The organism is Marinisporobacter balticus (genome assembly GCF_004345705.1).
GTDB lineage: Bacteria > Bacillota > Clostridia > Peptostreptococcales > Thermotaleaceae > Marinisporobacter > Marinisporobacter balticus.
The window spans coordinates 26,633-47,346 of sequence record NZ_SLWV01000019.1 but is presented as its reverse complement, the minus strand read 5'-3'; the positions used below and the strand labels follow the sequence as shown (position 1 = coordinate 47,346).

Genomic DNA, 20,714 nt, shown 5'->3' with positions numbered 1-20,714 from the left:
TCTATGTGAGTGAGTGCTAATTTTAATTTTAAAATATACCTTTTTTTATCATTTGTCAATACCTTTTTTACATTTTCGCTATTCTTTCTCTATATCATTCTAAAATTTCTTACTTCTTTTTATCTCATGACAAAAGTTTTGTTTCAGAGTACTTTAAATAAATATTCTTTTTAATAAGGATATTTATTTAAAACAGGTAAAATTTAGAGGGTACGCTAACTTTTTGTGAAAACAAAAAGTGTAAATGTAAAAATTCACACTTTTTTTATATCTCTAAACTAAATTTACTATATATAAGATAAAATATTTGAAACTACCTAGCATAAGCTCTTTGATTTTAATACTTGAACTTACTTATATTTTTCTGCATTTCTTCTGCTAGCCTTGATAATAATTCGCTAGCATTTGCAATTTCCTCCATAGCTGCTGTTTGTTCTTGTACAGATGCTGAAGCTTCTTCTGTTCCAGCTGCATTTTCTTCTGATATGGCTGAAAGATTCTCTATAATCGTAATGATTCCATCTTTTTTGGTTTCCATTTCCTTTCCTGATCCATTAATATTTCTGATGACTTTTTTCATATTTTCAATTGCATCATCGATTCCTTTAAATGTTTCATTTGTCATTTTTACACTTTCTGTCTGAGAACTTACGATTTCTCTCACTTCTTTTATTTTATCAACACCATCTCTACTCTTGCTTGTCAGATCTACAATAATATTCTCAATTTCTTTTGTAAATTCATGAGACTGTTCTGCTAGTTTCCTTATTTCTTCTGCTACAACAGCAAATCCCCTACCTGATTCTCCTGCCCTAGCTGCTTCTATGGCTGCATTCAATGCTAACAGATTAGTTTGCTCTGCTATATTTCTAATCATTTGGCTGGCATTTTCTATTTTTTCTGCACTCTCATTGGTATTTATAATCACTTCATATATTCCCTTAGCTGTCGCATCACTTTCATTTGTCTTTTCTACAAGATCCTTTACGATCTTAAATCCATCATTCTTTAATCTATCAACTTCACTTGTGGAAATATTTAAGACTTGTACAAAGTCCTGATCTTTTTCTATTAATTTACCTAACTCACTAATATGTTGAGCGCCCTCTTCTGTACTATTTGCTTGATCACTAGCACCGCTTGCTATTTCTTCGATAGTTTGCGCTACTTCCTCTGCTGCTGTTGATAGTTGCTGACTTGTTGTTGTCAATTCTTCTGAGGAACAAGCCACCTGTTGAGATATATCAGAAACATTTTTGATCAGATAAATTAATTTTTTTTGTATAATTACTAATTCTCTTGTTATAATTCCTATCTCATCTTTTCTTTCTAGATATTTTATTGCTTCACTATTTTCATCGAAAGATAAATCATAGTTTGATAGTCTTTTCATAATTTTAGATAGATTTATAATCGGAACTGCTATCCTTTTCGCTATGATATAAGCAACGATAGCTCCTATTATTATTCCTAATATCGTTATGAATATAAAAGTATTTCTTAATTCATTTAAATAAGCACTAATGAACCGATAAGATGTTTCTTTAGAAATACCTACAAATAGTATTCCAATTATTTCACCTGCCTTATCCTGTATGGGTTTATATACTGTTAAATACGATTTGCCTAAAATCTCAGCTTCTCCAGTATATTGTTTTCCTTGTACGATGTCGCTATAAGCACGGCTCTCTTTCCCTAAATAAGTACCTACCGCTCTTTTTCCATCCTCATTTAAAATATTTGTAGTAATTCTTTTAAAGTCATCCCCACTTTTAACAAATACAGTAGCCACATCTCCTAAATCATTCAAAATAGCATCCACCATTTTATTTTGTTCTTCAATACTTTGTCCATTTTCATCTATCAATGCGCCATTTCCGTATTCAACTTTTCCAAAATAATTCTCAAAGTAAATGGTCGCCGATGAAATATCTCCATTTAATTTCTTTGTTAAAAGCAAATTTTCTATTTTCTTCATTCCATTTAAACTTTTACTGTATCCTAATAAACTTATCATTGAAGTAGTAATAAGAGTCAATACACAAAAATAAATAATAAGCTTTGTTTTTATATTTTTCATCATATTCGTTGCCCCCTCTTGTATTCTATACATTTTGTGTATGTCCTAACATTCTACATCATTCTACTTTTTTCCTTCTTTTTTATAGCTTTTCAAAGTTCATCCCACGCTTCAACGCAAAAACAAAATACGTTGGCTCAAGAATCTTATCTTCTGGGCCAATGCATTAAAAGTATGCATATCTATGTTATTTATTCTATTTGTTTGTCTAATTGTTCTCTTTCCTTCAAAACGCCCCCCCTTTTTTATAACTACCTATTCATGAACCCTTATCACTGCGCTATCTCCAACGTTGAAGAATATCTCTGTAAAACAGAACAAAAGAATTGATAAATGCCTTCATTTTTATCGCATTATTCCCATCTAAAAAAGCGAATCGATACACTGATACACACTACTGCAACCGCAATCATCACCACAAGTGAAAGTAGAATATTTCCACTGGGTAAACCAAGAAAGACATCCTACCAATCTTTTCGTGAGTACCTACAAGAAGATTATCCTAATGCTTCCCCAGATGATGCTTTATTAACCCCATGGTCATCTACGATGCCTAATGGAGATGAACAATATAATTCTGATGAAGTGGTAAGTACTATAATGAGACTGATTGATGATGTAGAAGGTCAAAAGTGCAGCAATCTAGCAGGCGCAGTTTTAGTCAGCAACCACCACTTCAAGTGGTGGTTTGATACTAGCCCTATAAGGGCTTTATTACTTGCACACCTTAAAAGGTGGGCATCACAAGCACTACTACCATCTGCCTCTAAAAGAGGCTCTTGCATCTTCAGTGATATTTCCTACTGTTGACACATAATAACCTCTTGCCCAAAAAGTTCTGTTCCATTTACTACTTTGATTTGGATGTTTGTCGAATATCATTAATGCGCTTTTTCCTTTTACATATCCAACAGTATGTGATCCTTACATATTGCGCCTTCTATTATTTCAACCTTTTTATACTCACATAGTTTTTTCAATATCTCCCTGATATCTGATTTTACCTGTCCAAATATTACTTTGCGTCTGTACCTTGGAATAAATACAATGTGATATTGGCTTGCGACACCCGTATCATTTTACTATAGGAGGCTTTTTATTAACCGAAGTAACACTACTGTTTTACTCTATTCTCCCCAGCATAGCTGGGGGTTTAATATTTTCAATTACTATTTCTAACTTGCTTTATTATAAATCAAATTTTATAATAGTAATAGAAGTAAAAGTATCATAGTATATTTTATAATAGGCAGGTTTAATTATGACATTAAGTAATGAAAATTATCGATATAAAGAGTTGGCTGATTTCTTAAAAACCCGCAGATCAAAAATTTTACCTTCGCAAGTGGGACTTCCATCAATGTCCCGCCGAAGGACTCCTGGGTTGAGAAGAGAAGAAGTTGCACAATTGGCTGGAATTGGACTGACGTGGTATACGTGGCTTGAACAGGGTAGACCGATTCATGTTTCTTCATCAGTTTTAGAAAGCTTATCAAGAGTTTTATTACTTGATAAACACGAGCGCAAACACCTTTATTTTTTAGCAAATCAGTCTCTTTCAGCTGATGTTCCAAAACATCAGAGTGTAGTAACCCCTTCGCTTCAACATGTTTTGGATAGTTTAGTTCTTTGCCCGTCACTTATTACCGATCAGCGTTGGAATGTTATTGCTTGGAATAAAGAATCCTGTTTACTTTTTGGAGATTTTGAAGAAATGAATGCCCGAGAAAGAAATATCGTTTGGGCTATGTTTACAGATATTAAATACAAACAGCTATTTTCTGATTGGAATTTGTACGCAAAACGTTTATTAGGTTCTTTTCGTTCAAGCTGCGGGCAATACATAGAAGACTCTTGGCTTGCTCAATTTGTAAATGATTTAAAAATACAGAGTACAGAATTCAATTCATGGTGGCCTTTACATGATGTCGAGAGCAGCAGTGAAAAATACAAACTTTTGAATCATCCCACTGCGGGAAGATTAGAGTTTGAAGTAAATAACTTTGATGTGTCGAACAATATGGCGCTAAAATTAATTGTACATGTCCCATTACCTGGAACAGATACTGCTAAAAAAATAAAATCCTTGTTAGACCATTAATGTTAAGGAAAAATAGGAGAGTGATAGAGGCACTACCAACGTCCCCTCGAAGTTTATCTCTTTTGATTTCCCAGATGGCATAAAATAACGACGGTTTCAATAGAAATCCGTCGCTTAGCCAAACCTCTCACATCGCTCAAGGCAATCTACCCATTGATCTCGGCAGGTTTAAGTTTGTTGTGTTTTTTTGTTTACAGCTTAGAAAAAGAATATTGGTTCCTTTCGCTCTTTAAATCTTTCATGTGCTCTTATTGCAGCATCTTTCATAAGGCCTGGTTTCATTGTTCTTGCCTTTTGGGGGCAGTTCTTAATACAAGCACAACACAAGATGCACTTTTCCTTATCAATCAAATTACTATTTTCTGAATCAATAGCACCAACAGGACATCCTTCTATACAAATTCCGCATTGTGAGCACCTGTCACTAACTGCAATAAAATCAACTTTCCACAGTTCCGTAACGCCTCCATAGGGATAGCAACCCGGTACATTTATATCAGAAATGTGATCAATTGATAAAATAGATAATAGTTTTTCATTTACTTTACGTCCAAATAATTCTGCATGATTCAAATCACTTGCGTCAGGACGGCCTTCAGAACTTGGCAATTCGGAACTGGAAAAGGAGTGTTCTCCAACAAATGCTGCACCAGCAATAAGTTTACATCCACATTTTATCAAAACATTTTTTAGTTCAAGTAGTGCATCTTCATATGCACGGTTACCATAAACGACGATACCTACAGTAGGTGTATTATTGGCTTTAAGCGCATGCAGCCACTCCATTAAAAGTGCAGGAACTCTTCCCATATAAACCGGAATTGCCACAACCAGCAATTCATTTTCCAATGTTTGTAGTCGTTGTTTTCTTACATTCGGCTTAGTAATATCTATTAGGTCCACATTGATTTGGTTGATTCCTCGTGCAATGCCTTGAGTAATCTTTTTTGTTGTACCCGTAGGTGAAAAATAAACCAATTTTAGTGATTTTATTTTCATAAGCTACCCTCCATCATTCTATTTTTATTTACATATCCTACCAAAATAATAACACAAGTATTATAATAGTACCAGTATGGGATTTATACTGGTATAAATTATAATAGCTATTGTAGATTCTCAAATTATCCTTCTTCAAAACAGCATAATTTTCTCGGATTATATAATTCGATAAGATTTTTTCACTGAAATAATTCTTTCATTTGTATTGGTTTATTTCCGTTGTTTCCAATTTTGCTTCACCCACATGTATATTTGCAGAATTCTTAATTTCTCCATTTAGTTTTATTGCTAAAATCCCCATGATGATAATCGTTATTATGTCGGCAATCGGCTGAGCAGCTATTACTCCGTTTAATCCCATAAATTTTGGAAGCATCAGAATAATAGGAATAAAGAACACGGCCTGACGTCCGGCGCAAAGTACCCAGCCGCCTAACGGTTTGCCAAGTGCCATAAAGAGCATACAATAAATTGCTTCTATGCCATAGAAAATGAATGTTATGATATTGATACGAAGCGCAAATGAACCAATTTTAATAACGGATGCATCGTTCGTTGTAAATAAGGAAACGACCGGCTGAGGAAATAAAATCATGAGCAAGGTCATTAACACACAAAAAATGGTAGTCCATTTTACTGCGATCTTTGTCGCACTTTGCAACCGGTCATATTGTCCTGCACCATAGTTATATCCGGCAACGGGTTGAAAGCCTTTTACGAAACCAAATACCGCATAGATGCCCATTGAGATTACACGGATTACAATTCCCATAGCTGCAATGACGGAATCCCCATATGGCTGCGCTGCCATATTTGTTAAGCTAATAGCTACACTGGTGGAAAGTTGAAAAACGAGGATTCCAATTCCTACTTTAAAAATTTCTTTGAAGATCGTACCCTCCAAACGGATTTCTTTTAGTGAAAAGCTAAATATACTTTTTTTCTTTAATATGTAAAACAAATACATAATTGAGGTAACAATTTGAGCAACTGCCGTTGCCATACCAGCCCCTATAATTCCCATATGCAGACCAAAAATGAAAGTCGGAGCAAAGATGACATTCAATCCGGCACCAAGCAGCATCGCAGTCATCGAAACCTTAACTGCTCCCTCACTCGAAGCAATATTGTTCATGGTAACATTAAATATGTTGAATATTGAGCTGGCCACATAGATAATGGCATATTGTTTTGCATAAAGAAAAATTGTTTCCGTTGCACCTAAACCCCATAATACTTTATCTAGAAAGCACTCTAGTAGAATGATTACAACCGTCCCGATAATAAGGCTTGAATAAAGGGCGGTTGAAGCTACATGACTTGCATCCTCATTTTTTCTCTCCCCCAATAGTCTGGAAATATACGCCGCTGCACCGCCGCCGAACATAACTGCGATACCGACAATTGCTTGTCCAAGAGGGAAGGCAATGGATATTGCCCCCATTTGGCTTGTCCCAAGTCCTCCAACAAAGTAGGCATCAATCAGATTATAAAATCCTGTTACCAGCATACCTATCATTGTCGGCAATCCCATTTTCAATAAAAGCTGAGGGATTGGTGCTTCCCTTAGCATTGTGATACGTTCTTCCTTGTTCATAATAAAAATCTCCTTTAGTTTATAATTTGTATATCAATTGCATCCTTACCTTTCTAAGTGTAAGAATGCAATTACAAGCTTCATAATTACTCTGCACTTGCTATTGATCGAAAGTATTGATTGATTCATTACTTCCCTGGTTTGATCTTGTTTCTTTTGCAACTTTCTTGATCCTGAAACTAGGAATGACACCTTTGTATGTAAACCTGATTTAACAATTCGTAAACTTTTAATTTTTGCACCTACTTCGAATGTTTGTATTTCCTTTTCTACCTTTTGGAATATTAGGTCATACATAACGGGATTGGTATCTAAATAATCAATTTGTATCGTTGTATCACAGTCCATTTCCAGATAAAGTTTATATGAAATTTCATTGGCTATATCGTTTAAAATGATGCTGTTTTCTTCCTCTCCCTCAAGGTGCATGGAAGCTACATAATGTCCAAGACCATAATCGTGAATGATCAGGCTATTGATACCTTTTACTTGAGGATACTGCATAATCAAGGTTGTAATTTTATCAACTAAATCTTTATCCGGTTTTTGCCCTAACAATCTTTCTACAATTTCCATCATGGATTTCAATCCTGAAAACATGATAAAAATAGAAACCAGCAATTCGCACCAACCATCAAAGTTGCTTTCATGGGAGAGGAATTTATTTTACATGCAATATTCTTGTTATAAAAAAACATATAAAGCTTTACAAGAATGGAACAGATGCGTATCAATAATATGATCCAGCTGAATTCAATGTTTTTAGGGGCGCGTATTGATGTAATCTTCTCCTAACTGGTGTAATTTCAAAAATACATTCACCTCCTTATAAGTGAATAATTTTATTCACTCATATGATAAACCTTTATGTCGAAAATGTCAATGAATAAATTTATTCAATGACTTGCTAATAAAAAATGTACATGATAGCCAATAGACTTTTCATGTACATTTTCTTTTACATATATTCTAATCTGCCTTGATCCCTAAAACACGTACTAGCATATCTTGTGTAAAATCAAAAAAGGATTGCATATATTCCTTCGCATTTTCCGCTGGCATTTCTGCGTGGAAAGTGTGTATCAGACCTGAAATCAAAAACTGAGCTGTTCTTGGAGCATTGCTGCAACTAAAAGTCTTTTCTTTCATTCCCTGTTCTATAATCGGTATCATTACAGTCATCCATTGATAGGCTACATCATCCAACAGAATTGCCCTAATGCTTGACCCCTCATTATATCTCGATTCAAACTCATGGTGATTAACCGAAAAATCAAACATGCGGTTTATGACAAGATTCAACTTTTCAATTGCCGGGATATCCTGTGATATTGGAATTTTCATTTGTTCTACCGCTTGTATTGCATAATATTCTGAAGTTGCCGCAAAGATTTCCGTTTTAGATTTAAAATAGCGGTAGCATAAACCAGGAGATACATTCATCCTTTCAGCGATATTTTGAATGGTTGTATTTTCATAACCTTTTTCAGAAAACATCTCTAATGCTGTTTCAACAATTTCCTGACGGCGTTCATCCGGTTCTTTTGATATACGTATTTTACGGGAACGATCATTCTCGTCCTCTGAGAATTTATTTTTAGACAATGCCATATTTTTGCCTCCGTTTAAAATCATTTTATGAGTGAATGAATATATTCATTATCATCCATTTTTGATTTTTTGTCAAGGCAACGATAGAATATCTACTTTCATTCTTACTTTACTACAGCGTACGCAAAATATAAGCAAATCATTTCATGTTTACCATCATTGTTAGTTCGTTCTGATTTCCATATCTGTGCTATAAAATATGATAGGAGGTGAACTGACAGTTGGTACTATGTCAAGAAAGTGCAAGTTGAATTAGGAATTTTTACAAGCATGATAATAGTCTGTAATTTTAAATCTATTTAGCCATTCTCTTTTAACCAATGCATGAACAAGCGTTATCCCATGGATATGCTTTTTTTGAATAACTGTTTATGGATGTTTTCGTAGCCTTTTGATAGGAATTACAAGCATACTGCCCCCTATCGCTGTGCATAACTAATGGCTTAGTTATGTTTCGTTCCTTTTTCGCCTTTTCTATAGCTTCCACCACCCATTTTGCCTCAAGTGTAGTACTAAACACCCAAGATATTATTTTTCTTGAATATAAGTCCAAAGATAAGTAATATCTGAACACCATACAGCATTAGGTTCAGCTGGGTTAAATTCTTCATTTAATATATTAGTAAGTTCAGTGCTGAAATCAGAATCTATTTTTGTAATTGTATAGGGTTTTACATATTGTGCTTGTATCCCCATTTCACACATATAGTTATCAACAGTCTTTTCAGCTATACATTCCCCAGATTGTTGTAGAATCTCTGTTATTTTTGGAGCACCGTAGTTTTGATAAGATTCATTATAGATTTGCTTGATTTTTTCTTTTATAGATTCCTTACGTGTACTTCTGTCAGATGGCAGCCTTTTTTAATATTTCTAATGCATCTTGAGCGTCCCTTAATTCTTTGCGTAGCTTTGCATTTTCTTTTGCTTCATCAGTTTTATAATTACCAGATCGGCTTGTAGGAACCTCCCCATCGTGTGCTATTGCTTCCTTAGTCCAAGTACTTAAGGCTGTTTTGCTAGTTCCAAGATTTTTTGCACAAGCTGCTAATCCTAGTTCTTTATGGTCTACATAATATCTCACTGCATCTTCTTTAAATTGTTTGATGTACTGTTTTTTCATGTTCCATTCCTCCATTTTCAATTCTATAGTAATATATTCTTGGTTATTAATCATAGTCAATCCTTTCATATAAGTATATTTTGTAGGAAAAATATTTTGACTTATTTTAAAGGATTTGGCTATGATTTTTTGGAATATGTAACTATATGGATATTAACTATCCATACGTCAGACTATATTGCTGCAATTAACGGATAACTGCTCAGCAATTTTTCTTTCAGAGGGCAATTTATCGCCGTTTGAAATCTCCCCAGAAAATATTCTATCTCTTATTTGATTGTAACGTTGATGATAAATGCTTATATTGGATTCTCTATCAATAACAAACTTCATAGAGTATACTCCTTAGAAAATCCTTAATTTTATTTTAACATCCCATTTAAAAGGAAAAAATCGCCTCTTTCTCTTTAAATCTTACCATCCACGCTCTATTCTATAAAAACTAGACTATTCTTAATTTCATTCATAGCAAGTGAAACTCTTTAGTGGTGAAAGTTATTTCTACAAGGACATATATCCGTGGTTTACTATCCATATTTTTATTGTCCTTTTATCACCGCATACCCTTCATCCTCTAAGTTAAATTTGATATTCCCTACTTGTGTGCCATTAGCATAAGTGAATGTACCATTACGCTTTGTAAAACCATCCGGAAAGTCTTCAATCAACCATTCACCCCTCTTTATGGTAACTTTGCAGTTTTTATATTCATCATTAGATTCCAACTCCAAATAACTAGAAGAAACGATAGCGTTCAAGACTCCCGTAAATTGATCTGGAATCGTATAAAATATTGAAGAATCGTACATATCAGCATTGATATTTCCAACGTTCTGGAACACACTATTATAATTAACAGTAGCTGTTTTTACCTTCAGATTAATATCCCCGTAAATAACATTGGGAACATACATAATCGCAGAAGAGTATACCGACTCTTTTCCAAGGTAAGATATGTGTACCTTCCAATTTTTGCTTTCATTTTCAACAGAAACCTTGTATAAGGTGTTGTTGTAATCTATGGTTATTTCTTTATCGGATGTAGTAATCAAATCAACAGCCGCATTGTTATCTATCGTAATATCGACATTAGGGCTATCGACAAACGTAAAACTATCTGTTTTTGCCGTTTTATCTCGAGGATAAGCTTTATCATCCAGCTTCCAAGGTTTGTAATTAAGTTTCTCGTTAACATCTACTAAGGCATTATTATCAGATTTTTCAATAGTCCCTGCTGTATATGCCCCTGTAAAAGCAGCTCCAGATAAAAACATAGAACTTAACAATATTGATATAAAAATAATTATTTTTGATTTTTTTCTAAAACTCAAAATTGAACCCAACCTTTCCTTTAACAGTTTTGTATTCTCACTTAATGTTATTGATACAATAGAATCGCTGTATGTGCCTTCTTTGTCCAAAACTCTCTCACATCTTCCAACTCCTCTGGCGTTAAAACGTCAGGACTTAACATGGTAGAAATTAGATGTTTCACATCCCCGCCATAAACCTTATGCAGAAACTCCTTTGTACGAGCCTCTACGAAATCAGTTTCTGAAATGGTGGGAGTATAATAGTAAACATATTTTTTTTCTTGTAGGAAAATACGGTTAACATCCCTCAGGCTGGCAAGTAATGCTTCGTATGCACATCTCTGCAAATCGCAAAACCAGGAGTGTCTTCTTGAAGGAATGCAACGGATATTTGAATATATAGGTGGAGTTCCCACAAGGATACTGTTCGACAACATGTCCACAGCGGTAGCGAAAATACTGCCAAAACACGAGAGAAAACTGGCTGATGGGTTTCTCAAGATTTGTGCCGTACTATTATCCAATATCAAGAATACGATTGGGATTTTTAATCTCAATACGAGAAATTAGATCATGAATAGGTTGATTGCGCTCTTTTTGAAACATGAGATATTATTCTGGATTCCAGTCTGACATATTTTTGTCACCTTTCTTAAACTAAATTTCTTGTCCTATCTCTTTTCGCCAAGGTTTTTTAAAATTTCGTGATATCGTATTGTTGCCAATACACTTTGTTCACGTTTTTTGCAGAAAGAAAACTTGGCTAACTTCGGAACAACACGCTCAACAACAATCTGTCCATCCACCATCTTGGATTCTAGTGCTCTCAAGGCCTCCAGAAACCGATTATCCTCCTTTGCACTGTTATAAAAGGATAAAACATATACATAAATAAAAAGATTATAGTTGCGGAAGGGATATTCGACCTGCATAAACAGTGTGCCCATTCCATAATGGCATGGACCAATCGGTTTCCGGATTGTCCAATGCTCAAGCAAGAAATCCACAGCCCTTTCAAGCGCTGGTTCTTTGTTAAGATAGTCACTAAAATGGAATGCGTTCAGGACAGTAAGTGTTGGGAAAGGGTTTGAATACTCAGTTTCTGGACCTCGTCCAAAGCTAAACTTGTTGCAACGCCAGCCGCCATCGTTATATTGTGTATCCAAAAGGTGTCGGAAGGTTTTTTGCAGTCTGGCATCACAGGCATAACCCATGTGGCAAAGCACATTGGCAGCATTGGCGGTATGGCATGGGTAAATGGAACCTTTCGGGTACAACTTAAACCTTCCATCTTCCCTCCATGCACTGAATATTATGTTGGCGCATTCTTTAAGTAAAGGCTCGGTGAGTTCCATGCCTAACTCCAACAGATACAGTATGCTATCCAGCATAGAGAAAGGTGAACCTTTTATTAGGCGTTTGTCAGGTGTAGTCCAATAGTCTGCGCCATTATCATACCTGTGCGACAATATTGCTTCAACATCTGATATATATTTCTTCTCTATAGCCATTCCTTTCACCTCCATATACTTCATTTTTAATACAGACTTTCAATAGGTACCCTCAGTGAGAATAGTCCTATTATTGTTATAGCATAATCCTATTTTCCTTCACCGAGCAACTTCATTTCCATATCTTCCAACGCTTTTACATAATCTTTTTCAACCTTAGAAGCATCCTCCAAATGCAAAGATTTATATTTTCGATATTCCTCTTTCGCCTTTAACTCAGCCATTTTAGCGTTGATTTCCCCTGCATGGGTGAGAATTGTTTGTCCATGTGCTGCCCAGTGCATTTTGTTTTGCACTGTTTTAAAAAACATCATTGATGCATCAGTTCTAGGATCATAATCAATACTTGTTGCATAGATATCAAGTACTTTTCTTGATTGATAGCTCAAACTTCTGTTTTTAATCTATCATCACTCTAAATAACCTATGTCATCTATATTTTCATCTGAAAATCAGCCCTAAAAAGATGACATTTTTGCCCGTTTCTCACTCCAAAACCACAGCATATCGTGGTTGTATTGGCTTATTTATCGTTTACACCACAATGCATCATCAGAATCACAGTTTCCATGTGCGTGGAAACAGAATTTGAATACTTCATATCAAAACTGTAATGAAAATGCAGAGGGGGTAGAAAATATTTACCCGTTTGCTTACTCTTACATAGGCTTATAACCGCATCTTATCTTTTTTAATAATTATTATTCCACTGTTTCATAAACCGACACCGTCACGTCTCCTTTTTCATCTCTGTAATAAATTACTACATTTTTTTCTTTGTCACTTTCATTAATACTTACATTCTTTGAATATCCTATTTCATCTTTTTCAAATATTGCATCCACTGTAACAAAACCCTCTCCAGAACCATACGCCGTCTTATAAGAATGATAAATTCTTCCATTTTTATCTAGAATTACTTTCTCTTCCGAAATCAATGTCCAATGATTTACTATTTTATTTATATCAACATTCTGTACAGCTTTTTCTGTCTCATTGCTTTCCTCCTGTAAATCATCTTCCATCGCAGATGCAAATTCCTTCAAATACTCTTCTGCTGCCTCATTATTAGCTTTATCTTTATTTAATGGAAAATCAAATAACAGATTCAACCCTTTGAAACCTTCGTTTATCGAAATTTCACCAGTTTTCTCATTATATTTATAGGCATCTCGCTCATAAAAAGATGAATTGTTGACACATAAATAGAGTGCACGATCCGCAAATAGCTGAGTATTGTCACATTCAATCATCCGGTACATAATGCCCTCCTTAACTATTTCAAAATAGCCTCCGTTCATTGTCATAATATTATACTGCTGAGGATTCAGTCCCTGAATCAATGGTGATATAAAGAATGGAACTTTTCCGTAATCAGCATCGGAAGTCTTTGGCATTGAAGTACCATCTGTTCTAGATATAGCAACAACTGCATATGACCCATACCCGATTTGCCGGACACAGAATTGTTAGACATCTGAAGTTAAAAATTTCAAAAAATCCTTTCTTAGATAAAACTTTACATGACCGTTGCCGCCTGAAAAAGTGAAGAAATGCTTGAGCCGTATGAGTTGGAAACTCTCACGTACGGTTCTTAGATGAGGGAAAGGGAGTAATCCCTTTTTCTTAATCGATTTCACCTCTACAGCTTACACAGATTGCATCAAAATCCATGAGACTATCAAAATCAGCATGGATGGCAAAGGACGAGCAACTGATAATATTATGATTGAAAGATTTTTTAGGTCGTTCAAGTGGGAACGGTTGTATGTGCTGTGCCCAGAAACTGTTCGAGAGGTGAAAGATATGACCAAGGCTTATATGAAGTGTTATAACTACGAACGTGGCCATCAAGGTCTTGATAACTACACCCCAAGTGATCTTTATTATTCAATATAAAAAATCGCTGTATAGCTTACTAAAACACGAGAGGAGGATTTATCTTAAAAAATTGATTTTCATGTCTTGACAAGCGGGGACATTATAATCTATCCTATACTCCTGTAGATTATCCATATCCTGATAGTAAATGTATTCACTATCACAGTAAAAGTCCAATACGGTTTTATCTAAAATTTTTCTCCTGGTATTATCGACAAGATTTAACACATATAATTTTTCCCCGTCCAAGGGATTCAAAAAGAATACCTTATTATCGTCTAAGAAAAATTTTGTTGCAATAATTTCTGGAACAGTAGAAAACTCTTTTGTATGCGTATCATAATAGGAAAGCTGGTATCTATCTCCAATAAAAAATATTCTTTGACCGTCATAGGCAATATTGCCATTTGTAGGTATATTGATTGTTTGTATTTGTCCACTTCTCCGATTGACCTGCTGTACACCGTCACCAATAAAATAGATACTGTTTTGATCTAAAAAGAAGCCATTTGTATTATCAAGAGAAAAATAATCTTCATTGTTAAGTGTAACACTTCCCATAAAGTACTGTTTTGTCCTATCAATAGGTTTTTCGTATATAATTTTCTCCTTGAATGTTCCTGTATCCACTTCAATAACTGAGATTCTATCAGGATATATATTAGGTCCCGATTTGTTTAAATTGTATTTTATGTAATAAACGTAATCACCATTGCCATAAACTGTTCTTTCTATTTGAACTGAAGATTTCAGAGGTGTTCGTACCAAATCTTCCACCACTCCCCTTTCTATATCCTCAAATACCAGACGCTCATTGTCTAAATTCGATGAGTCCACATAAAAACGATATTTTGAATTTTGAAACGTCCTATTGGAATGATAGTTATAAATATCATATCCTAATTGGACTTTGTGGGAGCAGCCCGTCATGCCAAACAAAACAATACACAGCATAATTGATATGGCAATCCTTTTGTTTGCATTGGTTTTCTTTGCTTTGTGCCATACATTTGAGCGTAGACATAAGAGAATAAAAAGCATAAGAAGCATAACACACAATACAATAAAAATCAGAATGAATATTGTACGAACCGGTATTTCTTGAAAGACTAGATACTCTCTATCTGTAAGTTGATCTATTTCATACAAATTTCCTCTAAAAAAGCCATTTGCAAGCATAAGACCCAGTGGACCCGTAAAAATATACTTTGCTGAAGAGGTTCCCATGCCGAAAAATGGGAGTAAAATAACTGCGGTACTTGCAAACAGTGTCAACGTATACCGTTTAATCCATACGGATAAAAATAAAATAAGGGCAGAAAAGCTTATGTAGCCCAGTAGTTTTATCATAGACGTATATATAAAAGTTTCCATCAAGGAAACATTCTTTGTTGTGGTAGAATAATAGGAAAGGCTCTGCAATGGGTACGCTCCATTTTTGAGTCCGTATTTCAGGCTGAAAAACAAGTAACGGAATCCAAAGGAAAACAAGACTAATACAGCTACTGATACAAGAACCAGTAAAATCTTGCAAATTGCCTGATGCCTTCCCCCTTTTTCCATAGTCAGTCCAAGGGAATTCATAGCGCATTGATATTCATGACAAAATACCGGTGTTACCAAAACCAGTATCAGAAGAACAATAAGAAAATCCAGATTGTCATTGGACAATAACCCATCCCAGCCATTTGTATATAAGAAGTAGCGCTGCTCGGGATTTTCTCTAACATATAGATATTGTTCGAAGATCCGTTCAAAACCATCCTGATTGTACAGAACTTCTTCAAGGTGATTACGTTCCTGCAAAAAATCATCCTCGGTGATATTACCGTCATAATAACTGTCATATACTTTATCTAAATTAATTTTAGCTTGGTTAATCTTGTGGGACTCATCCAGTAAAAACTGTTCGGTTTGTTCTGTTAAACGTCCCTCTACTTTTTCAAGATAAACATCATATTGGCTTCGGCTTTCCTCAAAAGAAAGATTGACAGGCTTATCCCTTACAAACAAAAGGATCATGCTGAGCACAATGAACAGTCCTACAAATAAGATACCTTTTTGATGAATATACATTTTCTTCATTTCATAATTCATTGTTCGCCCCCGCCTTTCCCTTCACGATGGCATTTTTTCTCCCAGTAAACAGAAGTAAGAATAGAAAGACTATACCCATCAGTATGCCCAACCCTAAAGCCCCAACATAGCTTTGTACTGGAATACCGAGAAAATTGACAAACTCTGTTTGTCTAAACAACTCACTATTGGCTACAAGTATAAAAGGATTGGCGATTTTAGCCAATATGTATCCTGAACCTTCCATGATTTCCTTATGGAGGATGGCTATGCCGGTCACTACCAGATTGGCTGAAAATGGCAACATGGCATTTTTTGAAGCTGAGGAGATCAATAGAAAAATCTCTCCCAAAACCATCATGCCACCTGTTTTAATCACCGCAGATACTATGGCATACTGGCTCATCGAAAGGTTTATACACGCATTTTCAAAGCTTTTAAGGGTATAAATGGGGAGTGCTGCCCCCTCAAGGGAACCAAAAATAATGGAAAATCCCACAAAATCCAGCAGCCAGAACCACAAGCATACTACAAATATAAAAAGCATGGAGGCAATTATTTTTGCAAGCACCGTTTTTCTTCCCCCTGACACAGTGGTTAGGAGGAGCGTATCCATATCGGCTTCTTTCTCTGATACAAAAACCCCCACCAATCCATATAGACAAATAAGCAAAACCAGCAAGGATGAAAAGTCATATTCCAAATAGTATTGGTACATCTCTGTGTAAGATAAATCTGTGATAGACCTATTAGCAAAAAGCTTGGCAATCATCTGATTTTCACGATACTTATACTTATTTCCTATTTCATCGTAAAATATCATGTTGTTCTGTGCTGTCCCCACAATATCATTGGCAGCGAATTGGTACATATAAGCGTACTCCATGGGCTGTACATAATACCTTGTCAAAAGGTAATAGTCGCTGTATACATTTCCTGTATATGTATTTGGGTCGTCGGTTCTAGTACTGGCGGTCAAATCAGCGGTTTTCTGTTCTAATGGTCTATAAATGGATAGCAGTTCTTCAATCTTCTCCTGTGTGATTACGCCACTAAATTGATCATATAACTTCCAGTATACTTCGTGCCATATTGGAGATGTACTTTCGGCGATATAGGAGTTTTCTTGATAAATGCTATGTATTTTAATAAAATTGATCACTGAAAATATAAGTATGGCAATGAGAATTGATCTCTTCAAAAAATGTTTTTTTAATTCATATTTAATCAAATTTACCATTGTTCACCCTCGCTATTGTAGTACAGGAAAACATCTTCAAGATTTGGGGACACACAAACTGCATTTTCAGCAGGTTTATGATCATCGATCACCCTTAATTGAATACACTGGTTTTCTCGGTACATATTACTAATTTTCAAATGGGGTGCTTTTTCATTGAGTATTTTATCATTAGCAGATACAAGCCACACTTTGCCCTCAATTTCTTGCATAAGGACCTCAGGTGCGTCCTGTTTTATGAGTTGCCCCTCTTTTAACAGGATGACCTGATTAGCAATAAATTCAACGTCTGAAACAATATGTGTAGCCAACAAAACAACCCTATTTCCCGAAAATTTTGTAATAAGATTACGAAATCGGATTCTTTCCTGGGGGTCAAGACCCGCTGTAGGTTCATCAAGAATCAGTATATCGGGATCATTGAGCATAGCTTGGGCAATCCCAACTCGTTGTCGCATCCCTCCAGATAAAGCACCAATTTTTTTATGGGCGGCATCCCTTAAATTTACAATGTCTAAAAGTTCCTTTATCCTCTTTTCTGCTAATACAGAGGGAATACTTTTCAATGTACTTATATATAATAGAAAATCATAGACCGTAAAATTCTTATAAAACCGTGGATACTGGGGCATATAACCAATATGGGATAAAAAGTCAAGCCCCATTTCTCTGGTATCCATTCCATCAACAACAATACTGCCCATATCACTTTTGAGTATGCCTACAAAAATATTAATTAAGGTGGTTTTTCCTGCACCGTTTGCACCCAAGAGTCCATAAACACCGTTGTCTAAACTTGATGAGAAGTTTTTCAAAGCATACTTGCCCTTATATTGCTTTGAGATGTTTTTAAATAAAATATTCATAAGCATAAGTCCTCCAATAACACTGTTAACTCTAAAAGCTGAATACAAGACACTGTGTTGATAAATCGGTCTGCCTGTTGGCTACCAAAACAATACAGATCCTCAGTTCATCAATGACACGAACCTCCGGCTCACAAGCCACATTGGGGTCTGCGTCTATGACTTTTTCCATCACCATACTGCCCTTTTCTGCGTCGTACACTCTGACCTCGAAGTTGTTCTTATCAAAAGTAGATGTGGCAAAAAACTGTCCGTCTTCTGAACCGAATACAGTACCACTTTCTTTTTGAGTTTTTGTTTTTAGAATCTTAGATTCCCCCGAATTAAAATCAAATACCATCAGGTTCCCGGAAGGCACGGTAAAATCCTCAGCTAAAAACCCAAAGGCATTGTAAGGAATCAACTGTTTTACGGAATAATTCGTACTTCTTTTTACTAAAAGTCCCGAGCCATCGATGTTAATTGTTCCGTAGGTGTCAAAGGAGCTCTTTCCGTATACTGGGGGAACATCTAAGCTCTTCGATTTAAACGCAATGATATTGTCGTTTTGAACAAATGCTACTTGATCAAAACCTACTAATCCTGAACGTTTTGACCTATTCTCATCAAGAAGATCCACTAAGGTCGTTTTGGTTTTACTGTTAATATCATAAAGAAACAATCCGTCCAGTGTTGCAAACGCAATTTTTCGACCATCCTTGGATACTGACATTTGTTCCGTATCACCAACAAATTCATCCTCACCCATTAGCTTATTGATGCTAATCTCGTTTAGCTTGTTCAGCTCTAGATCATAAATGTTAATAACGTAGGAATCCCTAAAAGCACCATCGCTTATACCAAACCCGCTGCTACCGTCTTCATCACTTATGTCATAGCTTATACCAATGACAGCGATGCCATTGTCTATCACATGGTATTCTTCCAGATCAAAGTCTACCTTTTCAGTTTGATTTAGTACCTTTCCTGTGAAAAGGTCATAGAGATATAGGTTATCAGCTAGGATAAGTATCTTATTTTTTTCAATATAATATACATTCTTAATTTTACCTTGTATTTTACTTGTGTCGATATTCTTTATGGTTTGATTGGATAGGGTATTGGATAAATTATCTGAGGCAAACGTTGTTTGACTCAAAACATTACTGTCTGGGGCTTTAACCGAAGTATTAGACTGAACCAACCCCATACTTGTACAACCTGGCAATAATAGAATCAAAACGAATGCAATAGAACAAAATAATTTTCTCATATTTATTCTCCTTTTTTATAAAGTAATATTGATTGTGTTTTTTCAGCTTCAAAAATACCATCTGGAAAATCTCTTGCGTTTTTCGGAGCCGATATGGCATAAAAGGTATTGAAATCTTCCAGATTGTCTAAGTTAATATCAAGCTCAATCACCGATACAGAACCTTTTTCAATGGTAGTATCTATAGATGTCCCTTCGCCAATTGATATTGGTTGGTGATTAATATAGAAGGTGGTTGTATATTCCAGTCCTCCATGACCACACAGTTTATAAGTTACATGTAGTGTACCGTCATCATTTATTTTGTAATGATCCATTATAGAAGAACCATCATAGTAAATAAGGCTGAATATTTGGCTGTTGAACACATCCATATCAATATCCTGCATAAAATTGTTGTTATTTAAAATTTCCATAAATTTGTTTGTTACCGGTTCCTTGGATAGATTTATAGTCCCTTTAACTTCCCTTGACTGATCATCTGGGGCTTTCCCATCCGCCTCAAAAGAAAGTTGATAAAATGCCGGTAAAAGTCCATGATAGCCTCCATAAGATGATGTTTCATTCATATCCGGCATAAACCTTGGATTATAAATACTCGTTATAGTAAGATCAAGTGTTTCACCTTGCTTACCGGTAACAGGTGAAAATATGAATGTAAATGGTAGATCAACATCATCTTCCTTGAGTTCAAAGGTGTGCATATATTCATATGGGGCTTTTGTATCATCCACTTTATATGGCTGTGGTATGCCATCCACGAATATAAAAAACCCCATATTTTTTGCTTTGCCAGAAGCCTTTACACGGTATTCAATGTAGATTTCTTTGCCATCATAAACCCACGGCACCCTATGATTATTTTCATCAACATTGAGAATACTTGGTCCGTGTGAAATGCTTCCCATAATCCCTATATCTTCATCATTGGATTGAAAAGGATTCACTGTATTTTCCATTTCGGGTTCATTAGCCTCCACTGGCAGTTCAGCATTATGGGAACAACCTGTGGATGCTATAAATAAGAATATATATACTGTTATCACTAGTAATTTTTTCAC

Annotated in this window: 21 protein-coding genes and 1 pseudogene; 2 read left to right on the top strand and 20 right to left on the bottom strand. The window is 35.3% G+C overall.

Going from position 1 to position 20,714, the window contains the following annotated elements:
• Positions 1 to 337 precede the first annotated feature (337 nt).
• Both EV214_RS12655 and EV214_RS19155 read right to left on the bottom strand, forming a co-directional pair.
• Complete coding sequence (locus EV214_RS12655; RefSeq protein WP_165916363.1) at positions 338 to 2,083, bottom strand: methyl-accepting chemotaxis protein; 1,746 nt, start codon at positions 2,081 to 2,083, stop codon at positions 338 to 340.
• 795 nt (positions 2,084 to 2,878) lie between these two features.
• A pseudogene (locus tag EV214_RS19155) lies at positions 2,879 to 3,129 on the bottom strand (transposase); the annotation flags it as partial.
• Positions 3,130 to 3,341: 212 nt separating this feature from the next.
• Between EV214_RS19155 and EV214_RS12640 the strand changes: the two are divergent.
• Entirely contained in the window at positions 3,342 to 4,181 is an 840-nt protein-coding gene (locus EV214_RS12640; protein WP_132246340.1) for a helix-turn-helix transcriptional regulator, read from the top strand.
• A gap of 198 nt (positions 4,182 to 4,379) precedes the next feature.
• On the opposite strand, the gene EV214_RS12635 is transcribed toward EV214_RS12640, so the two are convergent.
• The 13 genes from EV214_RS12635 to EV214_RS12580 form a co-directional block, all read right to left on the bottom strand.
• Positions 4,380 to 5,180 (bottom strand): EFR1 family ferrodoxin, encoded by an 801-nt coding sequence (locus tag EV214_RS12635; RefSeq protein ID WP_132246338.1) that lies wholly within the window; start codon positions 5,178 to 5,180, stop codon positions 4,380 to 4,382.
• Between the two features lie 199 nt (positions 5,181 to 5,379).
• Positions 5,380 to 6,780: an MATE family efflux transporter gene (locus EV214_RS12630; protein ID WP_132246336.1), complete on the bottom strand. Its 1,401-nt coding sequence runs from the start codon at positions 6,778 to 6,780 to the stop codon at positions 5,380 to 5,382.
• Between the two features lie 45 nt (positions 6,781 to 6,825).
• Positions 6,826 to 7,359 carry a cation transporter dimerization domain-containing protein gene (locus EV214_RS12625; protein WP_132246334.1) on the bottom strand — a complete coding sequence of 178 codons (534 nt, stop codon included), beginning with the start codon at positions 7,357 to 7,359 and terminating at the stop codon, positions 6,826 to 6,828.
• A gap of 390 nt (positions 7,360 to 7,749) precedes the next feature.
• A complete protein-coding gene (locus EV214_RS12620) occupies positions 7,750 to 8,391 on the bottom strand; it encodes a TetR/AcrR family transcriptional regulator (protein ID WP_132246332.1) in 642 nt (213 codons plus the stop codon).
• A gap of 313 nt (positions 8,392 to 8,704) precedes the next feature.
• A complete protein-coding gene (locus EV214_RS19710) occupies positions 8,705 to 8,968 on the bottom strand; it encodes a DDE-type integrase/transposase/recombinase (RefSeq protein WP_408631306.1) in 264 nt (87 codons plus the stop codon).
• Positions 8,920 to 9,216 carry an IS3 family transposase gene (locus EV214_RS19705; RefSeq protein WP_279233129.1) on the bottom strand — a complete coding sequence of 99 codons (297 nt, stop codon included), beginning with the start codon at positions 9,214 to 9,216 and terminating at the stop codon, positions 8,920 to 8,922. Before EV214_RS19705 ends, EV214_RS19710 begins: the two co-directional genes overlap by 49 nt.
• A 22-nt stretch (positions 9,217 to 9,238) precedes the next feature.
• The gene (locus tag EV214_RS12610; RefSeq protein ID WP_132246328.1) at positions 9,239 to 9,514 is read right to left on the bottom strand and encodes a transposase; all 276 of its coding nucleotides are present in this window, start codon (positions 9,512 to 9,514) and stop codon (positions 9,239 to 9,241) included.
• Positions 9,515 to 9,682: 168 nt separating this feature from the next.
• Entirely contained in the window at positions 9,683 to 9,847 is a 165-nt protein-coding gene (locus EV214_RS12605; RefSeq protein ID WP_132246326.1) for a GntR family transcriptional regulator, read from the bottom strand.
• A gap of 206 nt (positions 9,848 to 10,053) precedes the next feature.
• Positions 10,054 to 10,935, bottom strand: coding sequence for a hypothetical protein (locus EV214_RS12600; protein ID WP_132246324.1), 882 nt, complete (start codon positions 10,933 to 10,935; stop codon positions 10,054 to 10,056).
• The gene (locus EV214_RS19700) at positions 10,893 to 11,264 is read right to left on the bottom strand and encodes a BlaI/MecI/CopY family transcriptional regulator (protein WP_408631308.1); all 372 of its coding nucleotides are present in this window, start codon (positions 11,262 to 11,264) and stop codon (positions 10,893 to 10,895) included. Before EV214_RS19700 ends, EV214_RS12600 begins: the two co-directional genes overlap by 43 nt.
• Before the next feature lie 234 nt (positions 11,265 to 11,498).
• Complete coding sequence (locus EV214_RS12590; RefSeq protein WP_132246320.1) at positions 11,499 to 12,338, bottom strand: prenyltransferase/squalene oxidase repeat-containing protein; 840 nt, start codon at positions 12,336 to 12,338, stop codon at positions 11,499 to 11,501.
• 89 nt (positions 12,339 to 12,427) lie between these two features.
• A complete protein-coding gene (rhuM, locus tag EV214_RS19510) occupies positions 12,428 to 12,727 on the bottom strand; it encodes a RhuM family protein (RefSeq protein ID WP_330571309.1) in 300 nt (99 codons plus the stop codon).
• Positions 12,728 to 13,039: 312 nt separating this feature from the next.
• Positions 13,040 to 13,735 carry a hypothetical protein gene (locus EV214_RS12580; RefSeq protein ID WP_132246316.1) on the bottom strand — a complete coding sequence of 232 codons (696 nt, stop codon included), beginning with the start codon at positions 13,733 to 13,735 and terminating at the stop codon, positions 13,040 to 13,042.
• A 232-nt stretch (positions 13,736 to 13,967) separates the two neighbouring features.
• Between EV214_RS12580 and EV214_RS19695 the strand changes: the two genes are divergently transcribed.
• Positions 13,968 to 14,237 (top strand): integrase core domain-containing protein, encoded by a 270-nt coding sequence (locus EV214_RS19695; protein WP_408631307.1) that lies wholly within the window; start codon positions 13,968 to 13,970, stop codon positions 14,235 to 14,237.
• A gap of 39 nt (positions 14,238 to 14,276) precedes the next feature.
• Here EV214_RS19695 and EV214_RS12570 read toward each other — a convergent pair whose 3' ends face one another.
• From EV214_RS12570 to EV214_RS12550, 5 genes are read right to left on the bottom strand one after another with little or no spacing between them, the layout of a single operon-like run.
• Positions 14,277 to 16,316: an ABC transporter permease gene (locus EV214_RS12570; protein ID WP_132246312.1), complete on the bottom strand. Its 2,040-nt coding sequence runs from the start codon at positions 16,314 to 16,316 to the stop codon at positions 14,277 to 14,279.
• Complete coding sequence (locus EV214_RS12565) at positions 16,306 to 17,535, bottom strand: ABC transporter permease (protein ID WP_132246310.1); 1,230 nt, start codon at positions 17,533 to 17,535, stop codon at positions 16,306 to 16,308. Before EV214_RS12565 ends, EV214_RS12570 begins: the two co-directional genes overlap by 11 nt.
• Positions 17,529 to 18,401, bottom strand: coding sequence for an ABC transporter ATP-binding protein (locus EV214_RS12560; protein WP_132246308.1), 873 nt, complete (start codon positions 18,399 to 18,401; stop codon positions 17,529 to 17,531). Before EV214_RS12560 ends, EV214_RS12565 begins: the two co-directional genes overlap by 7 nt.
• Before the next feature lie 31 nt (positions 18,402 to 18,432).
• Positions 18,433 to 19,653, bottom strand: coding sequence for a hypothetical protein (locus EV214_RS12555; protein ID WP_132246306.1), 1,221 nt, complete (start codon positions 19,651 to 19,653; stop codon positions 18,433 to 18,435).
• Between the two features lie 2 nt (positions 19,654 to 19,655).
• Positions 19,656 to 20,714 (bottom strand): beta-glucanase/beta-glucan synthetase, encoded by a 1,059-nt coding sequence (locus EV214_RS12550; RefSeq protein ID WP_132246304.1) that lies wholly within the window; start codon positions 20,712 to 20,714, stop codon positions 19,656 to 19,658.